Raw genomic sequence first — 16,053 nt, 5'->3', positions numbered from 1 at the left:
CCGCCGGAAACACTCTTGTGCAGAACGAACGTTAGTCATATCGTCGTATCTCACAACGAAGGGAATGGATCATGGAGGATCACGGCGTTCAGGGCATGAGAGACCTGATCGAGAAGAAGGACCCGGTCGCCTCATGAGGCGCTTGCCGTTGCTGGGGCTCGCGGCGTCGGTGCTCGCCCTCGCATTGGTGGGATGCGGCTCAGGTCCGCCAGCAGGCGTCGATCTGACGACGGCCGAATGGTCGGCGATGTCGCGGCAGCAGCAGGATGCCGTGACCGACGGCGTCGTCACCGAGCGCGAGTACACGGCTGGCTACGAGGCGTACGTGTCGTGCCTCGCTGATCGCGGATACGAGGTCGAGGAGCTCGGTCGCCCCTCGACCGTCTATCAGTTCGGTGTTCCCGATGCCGCGGTCGTCGAGGGTGCCGACGGCGACTGCTACGAGTCGCATTTCCGTCATGTCGACGACGGTTGGCAGATCGCGCATCCGTGGCGCTCTGACTGACGCCGGTGTCGGCTGCGAAGGGTTCGGTCGCGGACGGAGACGTCGCGCGGGGCGTCCCCCTTATGGGGGACTCGATACTCGCGAGTATCGACTGCTACCTTCAGAACCGACGGCGCTGAAGCCACGCGGATATTCGGCCCGAACCGGATGTCCTCCCCCTGTGTGACGCCCGCCCGACGATCTGCACGACCCTCGAACCCCCGCGAGGTCGTGAGCTCGGATCGACGGGCACTCGCCGTCCGTGGCGGTCGCCGCCGAGAAGGGCCTTACCCACCCGCTCGGCGGCGCCGCACACTCGTCTCTCCGTGCGGGGCGGCGCCCGATTCAGGGCGCGGTGTCGGCGCGCAGCGCCCGCTCGAGCAGCTCGAGGTCGATCTTGACGTGCTCGCGCGCGATGCCCGCCGCCTCCGTCGCACGACCGCCGCAGATCGCGTCGACCAGCGCCTCGTGATCGCCGAGCGCCCGCAGCTCCATCTCGCGCATGCCGTCGGGGCCGCCCCAGAGGTGGGCCGGCGCAGCGATGCTGACCCGCGCCTCCAGGGCGAAGAGGACCTCGCGCAGCGTCGTGTTGTGCGCCGCCTCGGCGATCGCCACGTGCAGCAGCGCGTCCGCCCGCTGCGACGCCCGGCCCGACTCGGCCCGGCGATAGCCCTCGAGGCGCTCGCGCAGCTCGGCGGCGTCGGCGGGCGTGTGGTTCTCGGCGGCGGCCTCGGCGATCGTCCCGTGCAGTCGCCCGATCGCCTCGCTCGTGTCGCTGAGGTCCGCCCAACGCGCCCCGAGGGTCCGCTGCACGATGGCGTCGGACGACGTCGTGTGCTGCTCGCGGACGAACGACCCGCCGCCGCGCCCGCGCTGGGTCTCGATCATGCCCTGCTCGACGAGTCGGGCGAGCGCGGCCCGGACGGTCATGCGCCCGGCCCGCAGCGATGCGGCGAGGTCCCGCTCGGGAGGGAGGCGCTGGCCGGGCAGGTACTCGCCGGTCGCGATGGCGGTCACCAGCCGGTCGGTCACGTCGTCGACGCGGCTCGACGACTCGACGGGCGCGGCGAGGGCGCCGGCGGGGACGGAGGGGGCGCTGTCGGGCGCCCCGGTCGCCCCGGGGGACCCGGCGTCGGCGGCCTCGCGTGGCGTCATGCGTCGACCCTCCCGAGCGGCGTTTGTTACACCCACGTTAAGTCATGGGCAAAGGTCTAGGCGCGAGACCTTTGCGTGACGCACACTGTCCCGCATGTCGACGAGCACCTCCTCCACCCTCCCGTTCCGCGACGGCGTCACCTGGTACCAGGTCACGACCCCCGACCGCCCGACGCCGGGCGCGCTGCCCCTGATCGTGCTGCACGGCGGACCGGGCATGGCCCACGACTACCTCCGCAACCTCGCGGCGCTCGCCGACGAGACGGGTCGCACCGTCGTGCACTACGACCAGTTCGGCTGCGGCCGCAGCAGCCACCGCCCCGACGCCCCCGTCGAGACCTGGAGCCCCGCCCTCTTCGTCGCCGAGTTCGACGCGGTCGTCGCGCACCTCGGGTTCGAGAGGTTCCACGTGCTGGGCCAGTCGTGGGGAGGCATGCTCGGCGCCGAGATCGCCGTGCGCCAGCCCACCGGTCTCGCGGGTCTCGCGATCTGCAACTCGCCCGCCTCGATGCAGCTCTGGGTCGAGGGCGCCGCCGAGCTGCGGGCGCTGCTGCCGGTCGACGTGCAGGAGGCGCTCCAGCGTCACGAGGACGCGGGCACCACCACGGACCCCGAGTACCTCGCCGCGACGCAGGTGTTCTACGAGCGGCACGTCTGCCGGGTCGTCCCCATGCCTCAGGACTTCGTCGACAGCGAGGCGCAGATGGAGGCCGAGCCCACCGTCTATCACACGATGAACGGGCCCAACGAGTTCCACGTCATCGGCACGATGCGCGACTGGAGCATCGTCGACCGGCTGCCCCGCGTCACCGCCCCCACCCTCGTGGTCGCCGGCGAGCACGACGAGGCGACCCCGGCCACCTGGCAGCCGTTCGTCGACGGCATCGCCGACGTGCGCTCGCACGTCTTCGCCGGCGCGAGCCACTGCTCGCACCTCGAGCAGCCCGAGGAGTTCCGAGCCGTCGTCGGCGAGTTCCTCGCGGCGCACGACGCGGCCTGAACCGCGCCTCCCGCGCCTCCCGACCCGCGCCTCCTGACCGACCCGACCCGCACCTCCCCGGCTCCACCCCCGCATCCCACCCGAGCGAGAGAGCACACCATGTCCACTGGAACGACGACCGGCACCCCCGGCGGCGAGCTGAGCAACCAGCAGCAACTCGAGCAGGGCGGCTACAAGCAGGAGCTGAAGCGGTCGGTCACGACCGTCGACCTGCTCATCTACGGCCTGATCTTCATGGTGCCGATCGCGCCCTGGGCCATCTTCGGCACCGTCTACAACGCGTCGTCGGGCATGGTGCCGCTGGTCTACCTGATCGGCCTCGTCGCGATGATCTTCACGGCGCTCGCCTACGCGCAGATGGCGAAGTCGATCCCGCTGGCGGGCTCGGTGTTCTCGTACGTCGGTCGCGGGATCCACCCCATCGCCGGGTTCTTCGCCGGCTGGGCGATCCTGCTCGACTACCTGCTCGTGCCGACGCTGCTGTACGTGTTCGCGGCCGAGTCGATGATCGGGATCTTCCCCGGGAGCGCCCGGTGGATGTGGGCGCTGATCTTCGTCGCGATCAACACCGCGATCAACCTGCTCGGCATCAGCTCGATCAAGCTGATGAACCGGGTGTTCCTGGCCATCGAGGTCGTCTTCGTCGTGATCTTCGTCATCATCGCCGTGATCGCGCTGAACGACGGCACGATCCCCGGCGCCGAGTTCACCGCCGACCCGATCTGGGACTCCAGCAAGGTCACCGCCCCGCTCATCGCGTCGGCGCTGTCGATCGCGGTGCTGAGCTTCCTGGGCTTCGACGGCATCTCGACGCTGTCGGAGGAGAGCACCGGCAAGCGCGGCGGCGCCGGCAAGGCCATGATCATCGCCCTCGTGATCGTGGCCACGCTCTTCGTCGTGCAGACCTGGCTCGCCAGCGCACTCGCCGCCGGTCGCGACTCGTTCGGGAAGGCCGAGGTCGGCAACGCGTTCTTCTCGCTGGTCGAGGCGGCGTCGAGCAGCGGCTGGTCGACGGCGTTCCTGGTGGTCAACGTGCTCGCGATCGGCATCGCCAACGCGATGGCCGCGCAGGCCGCCACCTCGCGTCTGCTCTTCTCGATGAGCCGCGACCGTCAGCTGCCGAGGTTCCTGTCGACCATCAACAGCCGCCAGGTTCCGCAGGCCGCCATCCTGCTCGTCTCGGCGCTGGCGGCCGTGCTCGTGCTGTTCTTCGTCGGCCAGATCGACCTCATCGCGTCGCTCGTCAACTTCGGCGCCCTGTTCGGCTTCATGCTGCTGCACGTCTCGGTCGTCGTGCACTACATCGTCAAGAGGAAGTCGCGCAACTGGCTGCTCCACCTCGTCGTGCCCGTCATCGGGTTCCTCATCATCGGCTACGTGCTCGTGAACGCCGCCCCCGAGGCCAAGATCGGCGGACTCGTCTGGCTCGTGCTCGGCGCGGGCGTGTTCCTCTACTACCGGAGCCGAGGAGGCGCGGCGCCGGTCATCCCGTCCGGTGCCGACCACGGCGCGGCGCCGGCCACGGCCGCACCCGCCGCCGACTCCGAACGGCACGACGCATGAGCGGGGTGGAGGCGACCGCCTCGGGGGCCGGCGGGGGCGCGGGCGACCCGACCCGCGCCTCCTCGGCGGGACGTGTCGACGGCGTCGACCACTTCTTAGGCAAGGAGCACGGCCGCCCCGGGTTCACCGCCGACGTCGAGCCCGCGCTGCGGATCACCCCCGGCACGGGCGAGCGCATCGGCTTCGAGACCAGCGACGCCGTCTACGCCGAGCTGCACGAGCACCGCGACCTCGCGAAGCTGTCGGTGCCGATCAACCCCGTCACCGGCCCCGTCTACGTCGAAGGCGCGATGCCGGGCGACGCGCTCGCCGTGACCGTGCACGAGATCCGGCTCGTGGCGCACGGCTGGTCGGTCGCACTGCCCGGGTCGGGCGCACTGCAGCACGTGATGGGCGACGAGATGTTCACGCGCCGCGTGCCCATCGACGACGAGGGGGTGCACGTGACGGACCGGCACGTGTTCGCACCGCGGCCGATGATCGGCTGCATGGGCACCGCCCCGGCGACCGGCGAGAACTCGACGATCATGCCTGCGTACGCGCAGGGCGGCAACATGGACGTCACCGAGAACCGCGTCGGATCGACCGTGTACCTGCCCGTCATGGTCGAGGGCGCGTACCTCTCGATCGGCGACGTGCACGCGATCATGGCCGAGGGCGAGTCGTCGTTCGTCGCCATCGAGGCGGAGGGCACGGCGGTCGTGTCGATCGACGTCGTGAAGGGGCTCTCGCTGCGGGCCCCTCGGATCGAGACGGCCGACGACTGGATCTTCGTCGGGCTGGGCGAGCCGGTGCAGGAGAGCATCCGGCGCGGGTACGAGGACGCGTTCTCGTTCCTGGTCGACGATCACGGCTGGACCCGCGGCGACGCCTACGCGGTGCTCAGCGCCGTCGGGCACTCACGGCTCGGCGGGCCGACGGGGTCGGGCGCGCCGGATCCGCTGCACCCGTTCGACGCGGTCGGCGCGGTGACGCTGCACCGGGTGCCGAAGAGCGTGCTGTAGCGGCACCTGTTCAGACCCCGGGAAGTCGCTCGGACCCCGGCGCGCGTGCTGGGGTCCGAGCGGGTTCCCGAGGTCCGGGCGCAGGCCGCGGGCTCAGCTCGCGGTGTGGGCCAGGATCGAGCCGAGCAGGTCGTTCGTCGGGAAGTTCGTCTGGTTGACGTACACGTACAGGTCGCCCCGGACGAAGTACGTCTGCGTCTGATCCGTCTGGTACTGCACGTCCTTCCCGGACTTCTGGCAGAGCCGGCCGCCCTGGGCGTCGCTGCAGGTCGCACCGTCGGCTGCCGCCAGGGACAGCAGGGAGGCGCTGGTCGCCTGATCGAGGCGACCCATGGTCACGCCGAGGCCGGTGATGTCGGCGCGCGGGTCGCGCCACAGGCAGTCGAGCGAGGCGGCCGAGTCGACGATCTGCACGAGGGTCGCGTCGGCAGCCGGCACCGTCGGCGTCCGGGCTCCGAACGGGGTGCCGTCGCGCCGGAGGAAGCCCTCGGGGTTCAGCGGGGTCTCGCCCATCGTCGCCGTGTAGGTCGCCGCGTCGACGATCTGCGTGCAGTCGGTGGGGATGTTCACGGGGGACGCGGCCGGCGTCTCGGAGGACGACGGGGTCGGGGTCGCCTCGGTGGTCGACGTCGGGCTCGACTCGGGGGGAGCGGTGGGCGTCGCCGTCTCGCCGTCGCCGGGAGTCGCGCCGGCGCCGGTGCTCGGGGTCGGGCTCGACGTCGCGCCCCCGGACGGGCCGCCGGTGCATCCGGCCAGCGCCAGCACGACGAGCGCCGAGGCTCCGAGGGCGTGCAGGGTGCGTGTGGTTCTCATGTCGGGTCCGTTCCCCCCAGGGCCCGCGAGATCGGGCCGGCTCCACCGTATTGACGATGGCGGGCCCCGCTCGTCATTCGCGGGGATGAGTTCGCCTGCGCCGGATCACGATCGCATCACGCCGCTGTGCACCGACGCTCGCCGGATGGCTGTGCGCTTGCGTGCGCCCTCCGTGCGCCCGCCGTGCGGACGCGTGCGGGAGGGTCGGCTCAGGCGAGGTCGGCGAAGAGGGCGGAGACGAACTCGGTGCGCTCGACCATGCCGGCCAGGCTGATCCACTCGTGGCGGGCGTGCGCCCCGCCGCCGACGCCGCCCACCCCGTCGAGCACGGCGCAGCCGAGGGCCGCGGCGAAGTTGCCGTCGCTCGCCCCGCCCACCGAGACCTCGCGCAGCTCGAACCCGAGCGTCGCGGAGACCCGGGCAGCCCGCTCGTAGAGGGCCGCCGTGACCGGGGTGCGCTCCATCGGAGGGCGGTTCCAGCCGCCGGTGACCTGCACCCGGGCGTTCGGGTCGTGCGGGGCGAGGTCGGCCAGCACCTGCTCGATGCGGGTCACCTCGGACGCCGACGTGACGCGCACGTCGACCGACGCCCGGGCGTGGCCGGCCTTCACGTTGGTGCGGGTGCCGCCCTGCACGATGCCCACGTTGAGCGAGGTGCCGGCGTCGATGTCGGCCGCGGCGTGCAGCTGGAGGATGATCCGCGCCATCTCGTCGATCGCGCTCGCACCCGAGCGCGGGTGCAGCCCCGCGTGCACCTCGACGCCGAACGTCTCGACCTCGAAGATGCCGACGCCCTTGCGGGCCGTCTTGACCGCTCCTTCGGCGGCGGACTCGAAGACCAGCACCGCGCCTCCTCGGCCGACCTCGGTCTCGATGACCGGCCGCGACGCGATGCTGCCGACCTCCTCGTCGCCGTTCAGCACGATCCGGACGCCCGGCCGTGGCAGACCGAGCCGATCGGAGACCGCGATGGCGTGACCGAGCTGGATCAGCCCGGACTTCATGTCGAAGACGCCGGGCCCGGTCATGACGTCGCCGTCGATCGTCACCGGCCAGTCGGCGAGAGTGCCCTCCGACCACACCGTGTCGTAGTGGCAGAGCGCGCTGACCCACTCGGCGGAGCCCGTGGGCGAGGGGTACTCGAGCGTGACCGAGTCGCCGTAGCCCTCGACGACGTGCACCCGTCGCGCGGCGGCCGGGCCGGCGGTCGCCGTCAGCCAGGATTCGATCCAGGCGAGGCCGACCGCGAGCAGATCGACGTCGTCGGACGGCGTCTCGAGGGAGGCGTACGCCACGAGGTCGGCGATCATCCGATCGTGACGCGCCTCGACCTCGGATCGGAGGGCGGACGGGTCGATGGTGTCGTCGTTCACGGTGCGGTTCTCCTCCGGCGCTGCAGTGTCGGACCTCGACGCTACAGTGACGACGACCCACCGGCACCGCTGAGAAGGAGACCCGTGCTGATCCTGCACACGAGCGACTGGCATCTCGGTCGCACGCTGCACGGCGTCGATCTGCACGAGCACCAGTCCGCGTTCGTCGACCACCTCGTCGAGCTCGTCCGCGATCGCGGCGTCCGGGTCGTCGTCGTGGCGGGCGACGTGTACGACCGGGCGGTGCCCGCGGTACCCAGCGTGCGCCTCCTCGGCTCGGCCCTGCAGCGACTCAGCGAGCTGGCGACCGTCGTGGTGACGCCCGGCAATCACGACTCGGCGGTCAGGCTGGGCTTCGCGGCAGAGCTGATGCGACCCGGCCTGCACCTGCGCGCCAGAGTCGACGAGCTGGCGACACCCGTGGTCGTCGACGACGACGACGGGCCGGTCGCGTTCTACGGGGTGCCGTACCTCGACCCCGACACCGTGCGCCACGCGCTCGCCGACGGTGCCGGTGCCGGTGCCGGTGCTGGCGCTGGTGCCGGCGACGACGGCCCGCTCGCCCGGTCGCACGAGGCGGTCGTCGCCGCGGCCATGCGACGGGTGCGCGCCGATCTCGCCGGGCGGCCCGGCACGCGGTCGGTCGTGATCGCCCACGCCTTCGTCTCAGGAGGCGCGGCGAGCGAGAGCGAGAGAGACATCCGTGTCGGTGGGGTCGACTCCGTGCCCGCGGGGGTCTTCGACGGCGTCGACTACGTCGCGCTCGGGCACCTGCACGGGGCTCAGCGCGTCGGGGCGGTCGACGCCCGTCCGATGGTCCGCTACTCGGGGTCGCCGCTGGCGTTCTCGTTCGGTGAGCGGGGGCACGTCAAGTCGTCGACGCTCGTCACCCTGGCGGCCGACGGCGGCGCCACGATCGAGACCGTGCCCGCGCCCGTGCCGCGGCCCCTCGTCGAGTTCGCCGACACGATCGATCGTCTGCTCGACGGCCGGTACGACCAGCACCGCGAGGCCTGGTCGCGCATCACGGCCACCGATCCGGTGCACCCCGACCGTCTCTACGCGCGGGTCCGCGAGAGGTTCCCGAACGCCCTCGCGATCCACCACGTGCCGGTGGGCGCCGTCGACGCGCCCGCCCTGCGGGCGGTGACGGTCGAGACCGACCCGGTCGAGGTCGCCGCCGACTTCGTCGCCTTCGCCTCGGGAGCCCGGGCCGACGAGCTCGAGCTCGAGATCGTCCGATCCGCCTACGAGGCGGCCAGGGCGACGGAGGGCGGCGAGTGATCCTCCATCGACTCACGCTGCGCGCCATCGGGCCGTACGCGGGCGAGCACAGCATCGACTTCGCGGCTCTCGGGGCCTCGGGCGTGTTCCTGCTCGAGGGGCCGACCGGGTCGGGCAAGTCGACGATCATCGACGCGCTCGTCTTCGCCCTCTACGGCGGTCTGGCCGGCTCGACCTCCAGCCCCGACCGGTTGCGCAGCCATCACGCCGCCCCCACGGTCGAGCCGTTCGTCGAGGTCGTCTTCGAGACCGCGGCGGGCATCCACCGGGTCAGACGGACCCCGGCCTACCGCCGACCGAAGGCCCGCGGCACGGGCACGACCCCGCAGAACCAGACCGTGACCCTCGTGCTGCTGACCTCGCCCGACGCGGTCGAGGGCACCGTCGTCTCGACCAGCGCCCAAGAGACCGGGGCCGAGATCGCGCGCATCCTGGGGCTCACCCGGCAGCAGTTCGTGCAGACCGTCGTGCTGCCGCAGGGCGAGTTCGCGGCCTTTCTGCGCTCGACCGGCGAGAAGCGCAAAGAGGTGCTGCAGTCGCTGTTCGGCACCGAGATCTACGAGAAGACGACGGCCCAGCTCGTCGAACGACGGGTCGCCGCGCGCGCCTCGATAGCCGCCGCCGAGCGCGAGGTCGAGCTCGCGCTCGGGCGGCTGCGCGAGGCGACGGGGGTCGACGACGAGGCCTTCGCCACGGCCGCGGCGGACTTCGGGGTGCCGGGCGGGCCGCAGGGCTCAGATGGGCCGGAGGGCTCAGGTGGGCCGGAGGGCTCAGGTGGGCCGGAGGGGCGCGACGGGTTGGGCGGTCTGGTCGCCGGGCTGGCCGCGACCGCCGTCGAGTCCGAGGGTCGGCGGGCCGCGGCGGTCGTCGATCGCGACGCGGCCCGGTCTCACCTCGACGAGCAACGGCGTCTGCAGCGGGCGCTCGAGCGACGCGCGGCGCTGCTCCGTCGCGAGGCGGCGACCCGCGAGGTCGAAGCCGGTGTGCAGGAGGCACGGGGCCGGGTCGACGACGCACGCCGCGCCTCCTCGGTGACGGTCGCCGTCGAGGGGCTCCGCCGGGCCGACGAGCGACTCTCGTCCGCCGTCGAGCAGGTCGGTGCGGCGCGCGAGTCCGGCGACCTCGACGCCGATCTGACCGAGACGACCGACCGCGACGCGGCGGCCGCTCGACGCGACGCCCTGACGGCGGAGGCCGGGTCGTCCGCCGAGAGCGCCCGGCTCGAAGCGACGCTCGTCGACCGCCGGGCCGCGCTCGACGCGCTCGCGGCGCGGGTCGCGGCCGAGGTGGCGCGCGTCGACGAGCTCGAGCGGGCCCAGGCCGAGCGGCCCGCGGTCCGCCGAGAAGCTCGAGGCGACGCTCGGTGCGTTGACCGATGCCGTCGTCGCCGTGGGGCCCGCCGAGGCCGCGGTGACGGAGGGGCGCAGGCGACGTGACCTCATCGACGGTCTCGACCGCTTCGAGGCCGAGCTCGCCCGCGCGACCGCCGATCTGCACGAGGCGGCCCGGGTGGCGCTCGACGCCGCCGGGGTCGAGAACGACCTGCGCCGTCGCAAGATCGCCGGGATGGCGGGCGAGCTCGCGGCGGGCCTCCTCGACGGCGAGCCCTGCCCGGTCTGCGGATCCGAGCACCACCCGGCTCCGGCCGTGACCACCGCCGACCACCCCGACGACGACGCCGTCGACCGGGCGACCGGAGAGCGCGTGCGCTGCGAGTCGGCCCTCGCCGCGGCCGCCGCACGTCGTTCGGTCGCCGTCGCGCGGCGAGACGAGCGGACGACCGAGCTGGGCGGCGTCACCCGCACCGAGGTCGAGGCGGAGCTCGACTCGGCGCTCGCCCGAGTCGAGGCAGCGCGCCGCGTGGCCGGCGATCGCGACGCGGCCGCCCTCGCGCTCGACGCCCACGACGCCGAGACCGAGCGCCGACGCACCCAGCTCGAGGAGGCACGGGTCGACACCGCCACGGCCGTCGCGAGGGCTGCGGCCGACCGGCTACGCCTCGACGACGACACCGCCGCCGTCGAACGGCACCTCGGCGGGCGGGCCGAGAGCGTGGCGGAGTCGTCGCGGTCCTCGGGCGCCGGCACGTCGCCGTGGCGCGCCTCGTCGAGGCTCTCGACGCCGAGGTGATCGCGGTCGACGAGGTCGCGAGGCGGCGGGCCGACCTCGACGCGTCGCTCGCCGACGCGGGCTTCGCCGACGTCGAGGCCGTGGCCGCAGCCGTGCTGGATCGTGCGGAGGTCGGCCGGCTCGACGCCGTGATCGCGGCGCACGACCGCGAGCTCGCCGTCGTCGCCGCCGGGCTCGCCGAGCCGGAGATCGCAGGGCTCGACGACGCGTCGGGCGAGGGTCTGGGCGACGACGCACGTGATGGGATCGAAGCCGCGGTCGAGCAGCGGGTCGCGCTGGCGACCGAGCGTGCGGCGGAGACCGAGGCCGCGGCGACGTCGATCGCCGCCGAGACCGCCCGTGCGCGCGACCGGGCCGAGCGGTCGTCGGCAGCCCTCGTCGCACTGCGGCAGGCCGCGGCCGTCGGGGACGACGCGGCGGAGCGTGCCCGGGCGATCGTGCGGATGGCCGACCTGGCCAGCGCCTCCTCGGCGGTCAACGTGAAGGGCGTGACGCTCGGCACGTACGTGCTGCTGCGGCGGTTCGACGATGTCGTCGCGGCGGCCAACGTGCGGCTGTCGGTCATGTCGAGCGGTCGGTATCAGCTCGAGTCGTCCGACGAGCGCGAGGCGACGTCGAGGTCGCGCAAGACCGGGCTGTCGCTGGCGATCCGCGATCACGCCACCGACACGACCCGCGACCCCGGCAGCTTCTCGGGCGGCGAGACGTTCTACGCGTCGCTCAGCCTCGCTCTCGGACTCGCGGACGTCGTGCAGGCCGAGGCCGGTGGGCTGCAGCTGGGCACCCTCTTCGTCGACGAGGGCTTCGGATCACTGGACCCCACCACGCTCGACGCGGTGATGACCGAGCTGGGCCGGCTCTCGGCCGCGGGTCGGGTGGTCGGCATCGTCAGCCACGTCGACGAGCTCAAGCAGCGGATCGCCGACCGCATCGAGGTGCGCCGCCTGCCCGACGGGTCGTCGACCCTCCGCTCGACTGTCGGGGGCTGACGGCGCTCCGCGGTCGCTCCGTCGTGTGCCGTGAGATCCGGTGTCGGCGGACGCTTCCGTGCCCTAGGGGGCGAGAGACGGAGCGCCAGAGCGCCCGCCTCGGAGGACGCGGATGAGGCGCTAACGTATTGATGACTCTCCCGTCTGGGACGTAGGGGATTCGAAAGCCAGCACCCGGATGACGGGCTGCGTGTTAGCCGAACGAAGAAGGTGCCGTGGGAAAGCTCATCTACGACCAGTCTCTGACGGTCGACTTCGATGACCGGACCTTGGCTCACCTGCAGGTGGTCATCGGCGTCAAGCTCCGCCGTGGGGAACCGTTCTACTTCTCCTGGAAGGACGACCAGCAGATCGGCGACGGACGCACCTCGATCTGGCTGCACCCCACGATCCCTCTGGTGTTCAAGTTCTACGGAAGTCGTGTGCCCCAGATCAACCCGCGCTGGATCCGTGCCCTGGAACTGACCGCGAACACCCACACGGGCTTGCACATCATCGACGAGGACACCGCCAACGGCACCGAGACGGGTGCACCATGAAGCGCGTCGACGTCCACTACGGCGGCTTCGCCTACACGATCCCGAACACCACCCTCGACGCGGTCCAAGCGCAGATCATGTCCGCGCTCCGCGACGGGGGGACGCTGTGGCTGACGGTCAACCACGGTTCGGGGTCCGTCCTCGCGACGGACCTGCTCATCGCCTCGGGGACCCCTGTGGCCTTGGCTGAGATCGACGACGCCGAGTAGCGCCAGCCCCGACCCCGACCCCGACTCCGAGGCGTCTGCTTCGCTGCAGCCACGGCACCCCTCGGTGCAGGAGGCTGCGCTCGCGCGTCAGTCGCGGACCAGCGGGTCGTAGTCCACGACTGGTGGGCCTGGTGAGGTGTCGGTCTGCCGATGTCTGATAAGACAAGGGGCGATGCCACACGACGACCTGACCCCTCCCCGCCCACCCGCTGCTGCTGCTGCCCCTGGACTGTTCGCCGAGGACACCTCCTTGGAGTCCACCCGCCTCGGGGAGATCCTGCGCAAGGAGACCGTGGGCGGCATCGTCCTGGTCATCGCCGCGGTCGTCGCCGTCGTGTGGGCTAATTCGCCGCTGTCCGGCGCGTACTTCGCGCTTCGCGACTTCGAGTTCGGCCCGGCGGCTCTGGGGCTGCACCTGAGTGTTGGGGAGTGGGCCGCCGACGGGCTGCTGGCGATCTTCTTCTTCCTCGTCGGCTTGGAGCTCAAGCGGGAGTTCGTCGCCGGAGAGCTGCGGAGGATCAGCAAGGCCATCGTGCCGGTGGCCGCCGCGTTCGGCGGAGTCATCGTCCCTGCCCTGATCTTCACCGCCATCAACGCCGCCGACCCGGAGGCGGTGCGAGGGTGGGCGATCCCCACGGCGACCGACATCGCCTTCGCCGTCGCGGTCCTCGCGATCGTCGGCTCGAGGCTCCCTGCTGCGCTGCGGATCTTCCTCCTGACCCTTGCGGTCGTGGACGACCTCATCGCCATCGGGATCATCGCCTTCGTCTACACCAGCGCCATCGAGGTCCTCCCCCTGGTGCTCGCGATCGTCCCGCTCGCCGCGTACGTGTTCCTGACGCAGAGGTTCCGCCGGTTCTTCGGCCTGCATCCTGCGGCGAACTGGTTCATCCTGCTGCCGGTGGCCGTCTCGGTGTGGGGTCTCATCCACGCCTCGGGCGTCCACGCCACCGTCGCAGGGGTCCTCCTCGGCTTCGCCGTCCCCGTCATCCGCAGCCAGGCCAGCGGCGGACCGGGCACCGGCCCCGGGCTCTCCGAGGTCTTCGAGCACCGCTTCCGGCCCATCTCCACCGGCTTCGCCGTCCCCGTCTTCGCGTTCTTCTCCGCCGGCGTCGCCTTCGGCGGCCTCGACGGACTGAGGACGGCGCTGTCGAGTCCGGTCACGATCGGCATCATCGCCGCTCTCGTCCTCGGCAAACCCATCGGCATCCTCGCCACGACGTGGATCACGACCCGCATCACCCGGGCGGAACTCGACCGGACGATCACCTGGATCGACCTCACCGGTGTCGCCCTCCTCGGGGGTATCGGCTTCACCGTCTCCCTGCTCGTCGCTGAGCTGAGCTACGGGCTCGGCAGCGCTCACGACGACGACGCCAAAGTCGCCATCCTCATCGCGTCGGTCGTCGCCGCGGGCCTTGCGACGGCCGTCCTGAGGCCGCGCAACCGGCGCTACAAGCACCAGGACGCCTGACCGCTCGAGGCCGGGATCACCTCCGTATTCGGCCTCGGCCTCGCTGAACCGGCACCATGGACACATGGCTACGACAACACCTCCCCCCTCGGGGCCCACCGCCGACCATCCCGCGTCCCTCACGGAGACCGTCTCGACGACTCCGCAGCTGCGCCGCTGGGTCTTCTGGCCGGCGGCCGTCGTCGTGCTCGGCTTCGTGGCCTTCACCCTGATCGCGCCCGCATCGGCCGAGGCGCTGTTCCTCGGTCTGCAGAGCGGCATCGTCAAGAACTTCAGCTGGTACTACGTCCTGATCGCGGCGTTCTTCGTCGGCTTCAGCCTGTTCATCGGCTTCAGCCGGTTCGGCGGCATCAAGCTCGGCAAGGACAAAGACGAACCCGAGTTCTCCACCGGGTCGTGGTTCGCTCTCCTCTTCGCCGCGGGGATGGGCATCGGCCTCGTCTTCTACGGCGTCTCCGAGCCCCTCAGCCACTTCGCCTCTCCCCGCCCCGGTGTCACGGGCACCGAGGACCAGCTCGCACAGCAGGCCCTGACCCAGACGTTCCTGCACTGGGGGCTGCACGCGTGGGCCATCTACGTCGTCCTCGGCCTCGCCCTCGCCTACGCGATCCACCGCAGGGGCCGACCGGTCTCCATCCGGTGGGCCCTCGAGCCCCTCCTCGGCGACCGCGTCCGCGGCGGCTGGGGCAACCTGATCGACGTCATCGCCCTCGTCGGCACCCTCTTCGGCGTCGCGACCTCCCTCGGCCTCGGCGTCATCCAGATCGGCGCCGGCCTGGAGGCCGCCGGCATCGCCGAGAGCAGCATCGTGAGCCAGATCTCGATCATCGCCGTCATCACCGCGGTCACCATCGTGTCGCTCGTCACCGGCGTCACCAAGGGCATGAAGATCCTCTCGAACTTCAACCTGATCCTCGCCGCAGCCCTTCTGCTGTTCGTCCTCATCGTCGGTCCGACCCAGTTCCTGCTGCGCGACTTCGTGCAGTCGATCGGCGCCTACCTGCAGAACGTCGTCGGTCTGTCGTTCAACGTGACCGCCCAGCAGGGTGCCGCCGGTGAGGAGTGGCAGGGCGCCTGGACCACCTTCTACTGGGGTTGGTGGATGTCGTGGGCGCCGTTCGTCGGCATCTTCATCGCCCGCATCTCCAAGGGACGCACGGTCCGCCAGTTCGTGTTCGGCGTGCTGCTCGTCCCGACGGCGCTGACGTTCCTCTGGTTCGCCGTCCTCGGCGGCGCCGCGATCCACCAGCAGACCGACGGCGCCGGCGGCCTCGTCGGCGCCGACGGCTCGGTCGATGTCGAGGGGTCGCTGTTCGCCCTGCTCGGCGGCCTGCCCGCCGGGGCTGTCCTGACCTTCGGCGCGATCCTGCTCATCGGGGTGTTCTTCGTCACGTCGTCGGACTCCGGGTCGCTCGTCATGGCGATGATCGCGTCCGGCGGCGACATCGAGCCGAAGAACTGGCTGCGCGTGTTCTTCGCTCTGGTCGCCGCCCTGCTGGCTGTCGCGCTCCTCCTGACGGGTGGGCTCGACGCCCTGAAGACCGCGGCGATCACGACGGCGTTGCCGTTCAGCATCGTGCTGCTGCTGACATGCTGGTCGACGATCATCGCCTTCAACCGCGAACGCCGCGCGTACGACAAGGCCGAACGCGACGTCCTCCTCGAGCACGTTGGCGCCTACTACGGCCTCGAGGTCGATGCTCCCGCGCAAGCGAGCAGCAAGGGCCTGGCCCGACCCTGGGAGGCGGTCAAGCGCCGTGTCCGAGGCACCCGTGGAGGCTCCGTCGCGGGCGGTGACGCGTCGGCCTCCGCGGTCGTCGCCGAACCGCCGTTGCGGGTCGACGTCGTGTCGCCCGACCCGGCCATCGACGGCCGCCTCGACGAGGGCGCACCCGGCACGACGGACCAGGACGACTCGACAGGGCGCTGACCCGTCCGTGTCGTCCCGACGGGCGTCGTCTCTCGGGAGACGGCGCCCGTCGGTCGTTCCCGGCCCGGGCGGCGTCGATGCGCTCTGCTGACTACGCTTCGGGGTG

At 71.7% G+C, this 16,053-nt stretch carries 15 protein-coding genes; 12 read left to right on the top strand and 3 right to left on the bottom strand.

The genetic code is table 11. The features are described 5' to 3' along the window. The first annotated feature begins 133 nt into the window (after positions 1-133). A complete protein-coding gene (locus ACZZY9_RS07045) occupies positions 134-505 on the top strand; it encodes a hypothetical protein (RefSeq protein WP_463463551.1) in 372 nt (123 codons plus the stop codon). A gap of 324 nt (positions 506-829) precedes the next feature. Here the strand turns inward: ACZZY9_RS07045 and ACZZY9_RS07040 are convergent, their stop codons facing one another. Continuing rightward, on the bottom strand, positions 830-1,639 hold the full coding sequence (locus tag ACZZY9_RS07040; protein WP_463463550.1) for a FadR/GntR family transcriptional regulator: 810 nt from the start codon (positions 1,637-1,639) through the stop codon (positions 830-832). Positions 1,640-1,733: 94 nt separating this feature from the next. On the opposite strand from ACZZY9_RS07040, the gene ACZZY9_RS07035 reads away from it, so the two are divergent. From ACZZY9_RS07035 to ACZZY9_RS07025, 3 genes are all read left to right on the top strand, one after another. Beyond that, on the top strand, positions 1,734-2,639 hold the full coding sequence (locus tag ACZZY9_RS07035; RefSeq protein WP_463463549.1) for a proline iminopeptidase-family hydrolase: 906 nt from the start codon (positions 1,734-1,736) through the stop codon (positions 2,637-2,639). Between the two features lie 99 nt (positions 2,640-2,738). Then, positions 2,739-4,202 (top strand): APC family permease, encoded by a 1,464-nt coding sequence (locus ACZZY9_RS07030; RefSeq protein ID WP_463463548.1) that lies wholly within the window; start codon positions 2,739-2,741, stop codon positions 4,200-4,202. Next, the gene (locus tag ACZZY9_RS07025) at positions 4,199-5,206 is read left to right on the top strand and encodes an acetamidase/formamidase family protein (RefSeq protein ID WP_192060821.1); all 1,008 of its coding nucleotides are present in this window, start codon (positions 4,199-4,201) and stop codon (positions 5,204-5,206) included. Before ACZZY9_RS07030 ends, ACZZY9_RS07025 begins: the two co-directional genes overlap by 4 nt. A gap of 93 nt (positions 5,207-5,299) precedes the next feature. On the opposite strand, the gene ACZZY9_RS07020 is transcribed toward ACZZY9_RS07025, so the two are convergent. Continuing rightward, positions 5,300-6,019: a hypothetical protein gene (locus ACZZY9_RS07020; protein ID WP_463463547.1), complete on the bottom strand. Its 720-nt coding sequence runs from the start codon at positions 6,017-6,019 to the stop codon at positions 5,300-5,302. 209 nt (positions 6,020-6,228) lie between these two features. Then, positions 6,229-7,392, bottom strand: a complete 1,164-nt coding sequence (locus tag ACZZY9_RS07015) for a M20/M25/M40 family metallo-hydrolase (protein ID WP_463463546.1) — start codon at positions 7,390-7,392, stop codon at positions 6,229-6,231. A gap of 84 nt (positions 7,393-7,476) precedes the next feature. Here ACZZY9_RS07015 and ACZZY9_RS07010 point away from each other — a divergent pair, with 84 nt between their 5' ends. The 8 genes from ACZZY9_RS07010 (at position 7,477) to ACZZY9_RS06975 (ending at position 15,947) form a co-directional block, all read left to right on the top strand. After that, complete coding sequence (locus ACZZY9_RS07010; RefSeq protein ID WP_463463545.1) at positions 7,477-8,676, top strand: metallophosphoesterase family protein; 1,200 nt, start codon at positions 7,477-7,479, stop codon at positions 8,674-8,676. After that, on the top strand, positions 8,673-10,112 hold the full coding sequence (locus ACZZY9_RS07005; RefSeq protein WP_463463544.1) for an AAA family ATPase: 1,440 nt from the start codon (positions 8,673-8,675) through the stop codon (positions 10,110-10,112). Before ACZZY9_RS07010 ends, ACZZY9_RS07005 begins: the two co-directional genes overlap by 4 nt. After that, positions 10,045-10,806: a hypothetical protein gene (locus ACZZY9_RS07000; RefSeq protein ID WP_463463543.1), complete on the top strand. Its 762-nt coding sequence runs from the start codon at positions 10,045-10,047 to the stop codon at positions 10,804-10,806. Before ACZZY9_RS07005 ends, ACZZY9_RS07000 begins: the two co-directional genes overlap by 68 nt. Then, positions 10,770-11,795 (top strand): SbcC/MukB-like Walker B domain-containing protein, encoded by a 1,026-nt coding sequence (locus tag ACZZY9_RS06995; RefSeq protein ID WP_463463542.1) that lies wholly within the window; start codon positions 10,770-10,772, stop codon positions 11,793-11,795. The genes ACZZY9_RS07000 and ACZZY9_RS06995 overlap by 37 nt, the downstream gene beginning before the upstream one ends. A 215-nt stretch (positions 11,796-12,010) precedes the next feature. Beyond that, complete coding sequence (locus ACZZY9_RS06990) at positions 12,011-12,334, top strand: DUF7882 family protein (protein WP_192060817.1); 324 nt, start codon at positions 12,011-12,013, stop codon at positions 12,332-12,334. Then, positions 12,331-12,543 carry a hypothetical protein gene (locus ACZZY9_RS06985; protein ID WP_463463541.1) on the top strand — a complete coding sequence of 71 codons (213 nt, stop codon included), beginning with the start codon at positions 12,331-12,333 and terminating at the stop codon, positions 12,541-12,543. The genes ACZZY9_RS06990 and ACZZY9_RS06985 overlap by 4 nt, the downstream gene beginning before the upstream one ends. Before the next feature lie 172 nt (positions 12,544-12,715). Further along, positions 12,716-14,017, top strand: a complete 1,302-nt coding sequence (gene nhaA / locus ACZZY9_RS06980) for a Na+/H+ antiporter NhaA (RefSeq protein WP_463463540.1) — start codon at positions 12,716-12,718, stop codon at positions 14,015-14,017. Between the two features lie 64 nt (positions 14,018-14,081). After that, entirely contained in the window at positions 14,082-15,947 is a 1,866-nt protein-coding gene (locus ACZZY9_RS06975) for a BCCT family transporter (RefSeq protein WP_463463539.1), read from the top strand. Positions 15,948-16,053: the final 106 nt, after the last annotated feature.

The organism is Frigoribacterium sp. AC394 (assembly GCF_979258095.1).
The sequence above is the reverse complement of the archived record's forward strand: the minus strand, read 5'-3'. Positions and strand labels throughout refer to the sequence as shown.

Coding starts and splice junctions, on each gene's coding strand:
- ACZZY9_RS07045 (WP_463463551.1), top strand. CDS start 134: ATGAGGCGCTTGCCGTTGCTGGGGCTCGCGGCGTCGGTGCTCGCCCTC.
- ACZZY9_RS07040 (WP_463463550.1), bottom strand. CDS start 1,639: ATGACGCCACGCGAGGCCGCCGACGCCGGGTCCCCCGGGGCGACCGGG.
- ACZZY9_RS07035 (WP_463463549.1), top strand. CDS start 1,734: ATGTCGACGAGCACCTCCTCCACCCTCCCGTTCCGCGACGGCGTCACC.
- ACZZY9_RS07030 (WP_463463548.1), top strand. CDS start 2,739: ATGTCCACTGGAACGACGACCGGCACCCCCGGCGGCGAGCTGAGCAAC.
- ACZZY9_RS07025 (WP_192060821.1), top strand. CDS start 4,199: ATGAGCGGGGTGGAGGCGACCGCCTCGGGGGCCGGCGGGGGCGCGGGC.
- ACZZY9_RS07020 (WP_463463547.1), bottom strand. CDS start 6,019: ATGAGAACCACACGCACCCTGCACGCCCTCGGAGCCTCGGCGCTCGTC.
- ACZZY9_RS06985 (WP_463463541.1), top strand. CDS start 12,331: ATGAAGCGCGTCGACGTCCACTACGGCGGCTTCGCCTACACGATCCCG.
- nhaA (WP_463463540.1), top strand. CDS start 12,716: ATGCCACACGACGACCTGACCCCTCCCCGCCCACCCGCTGCTGCTGCT.
- ACZZY9_RS06975 (WP_463463539.1), top strand. CDS start 14,082: ATGGCTACGACAACACCTCCCCCCTCGGGGCCCACCGCCGACCATCCC.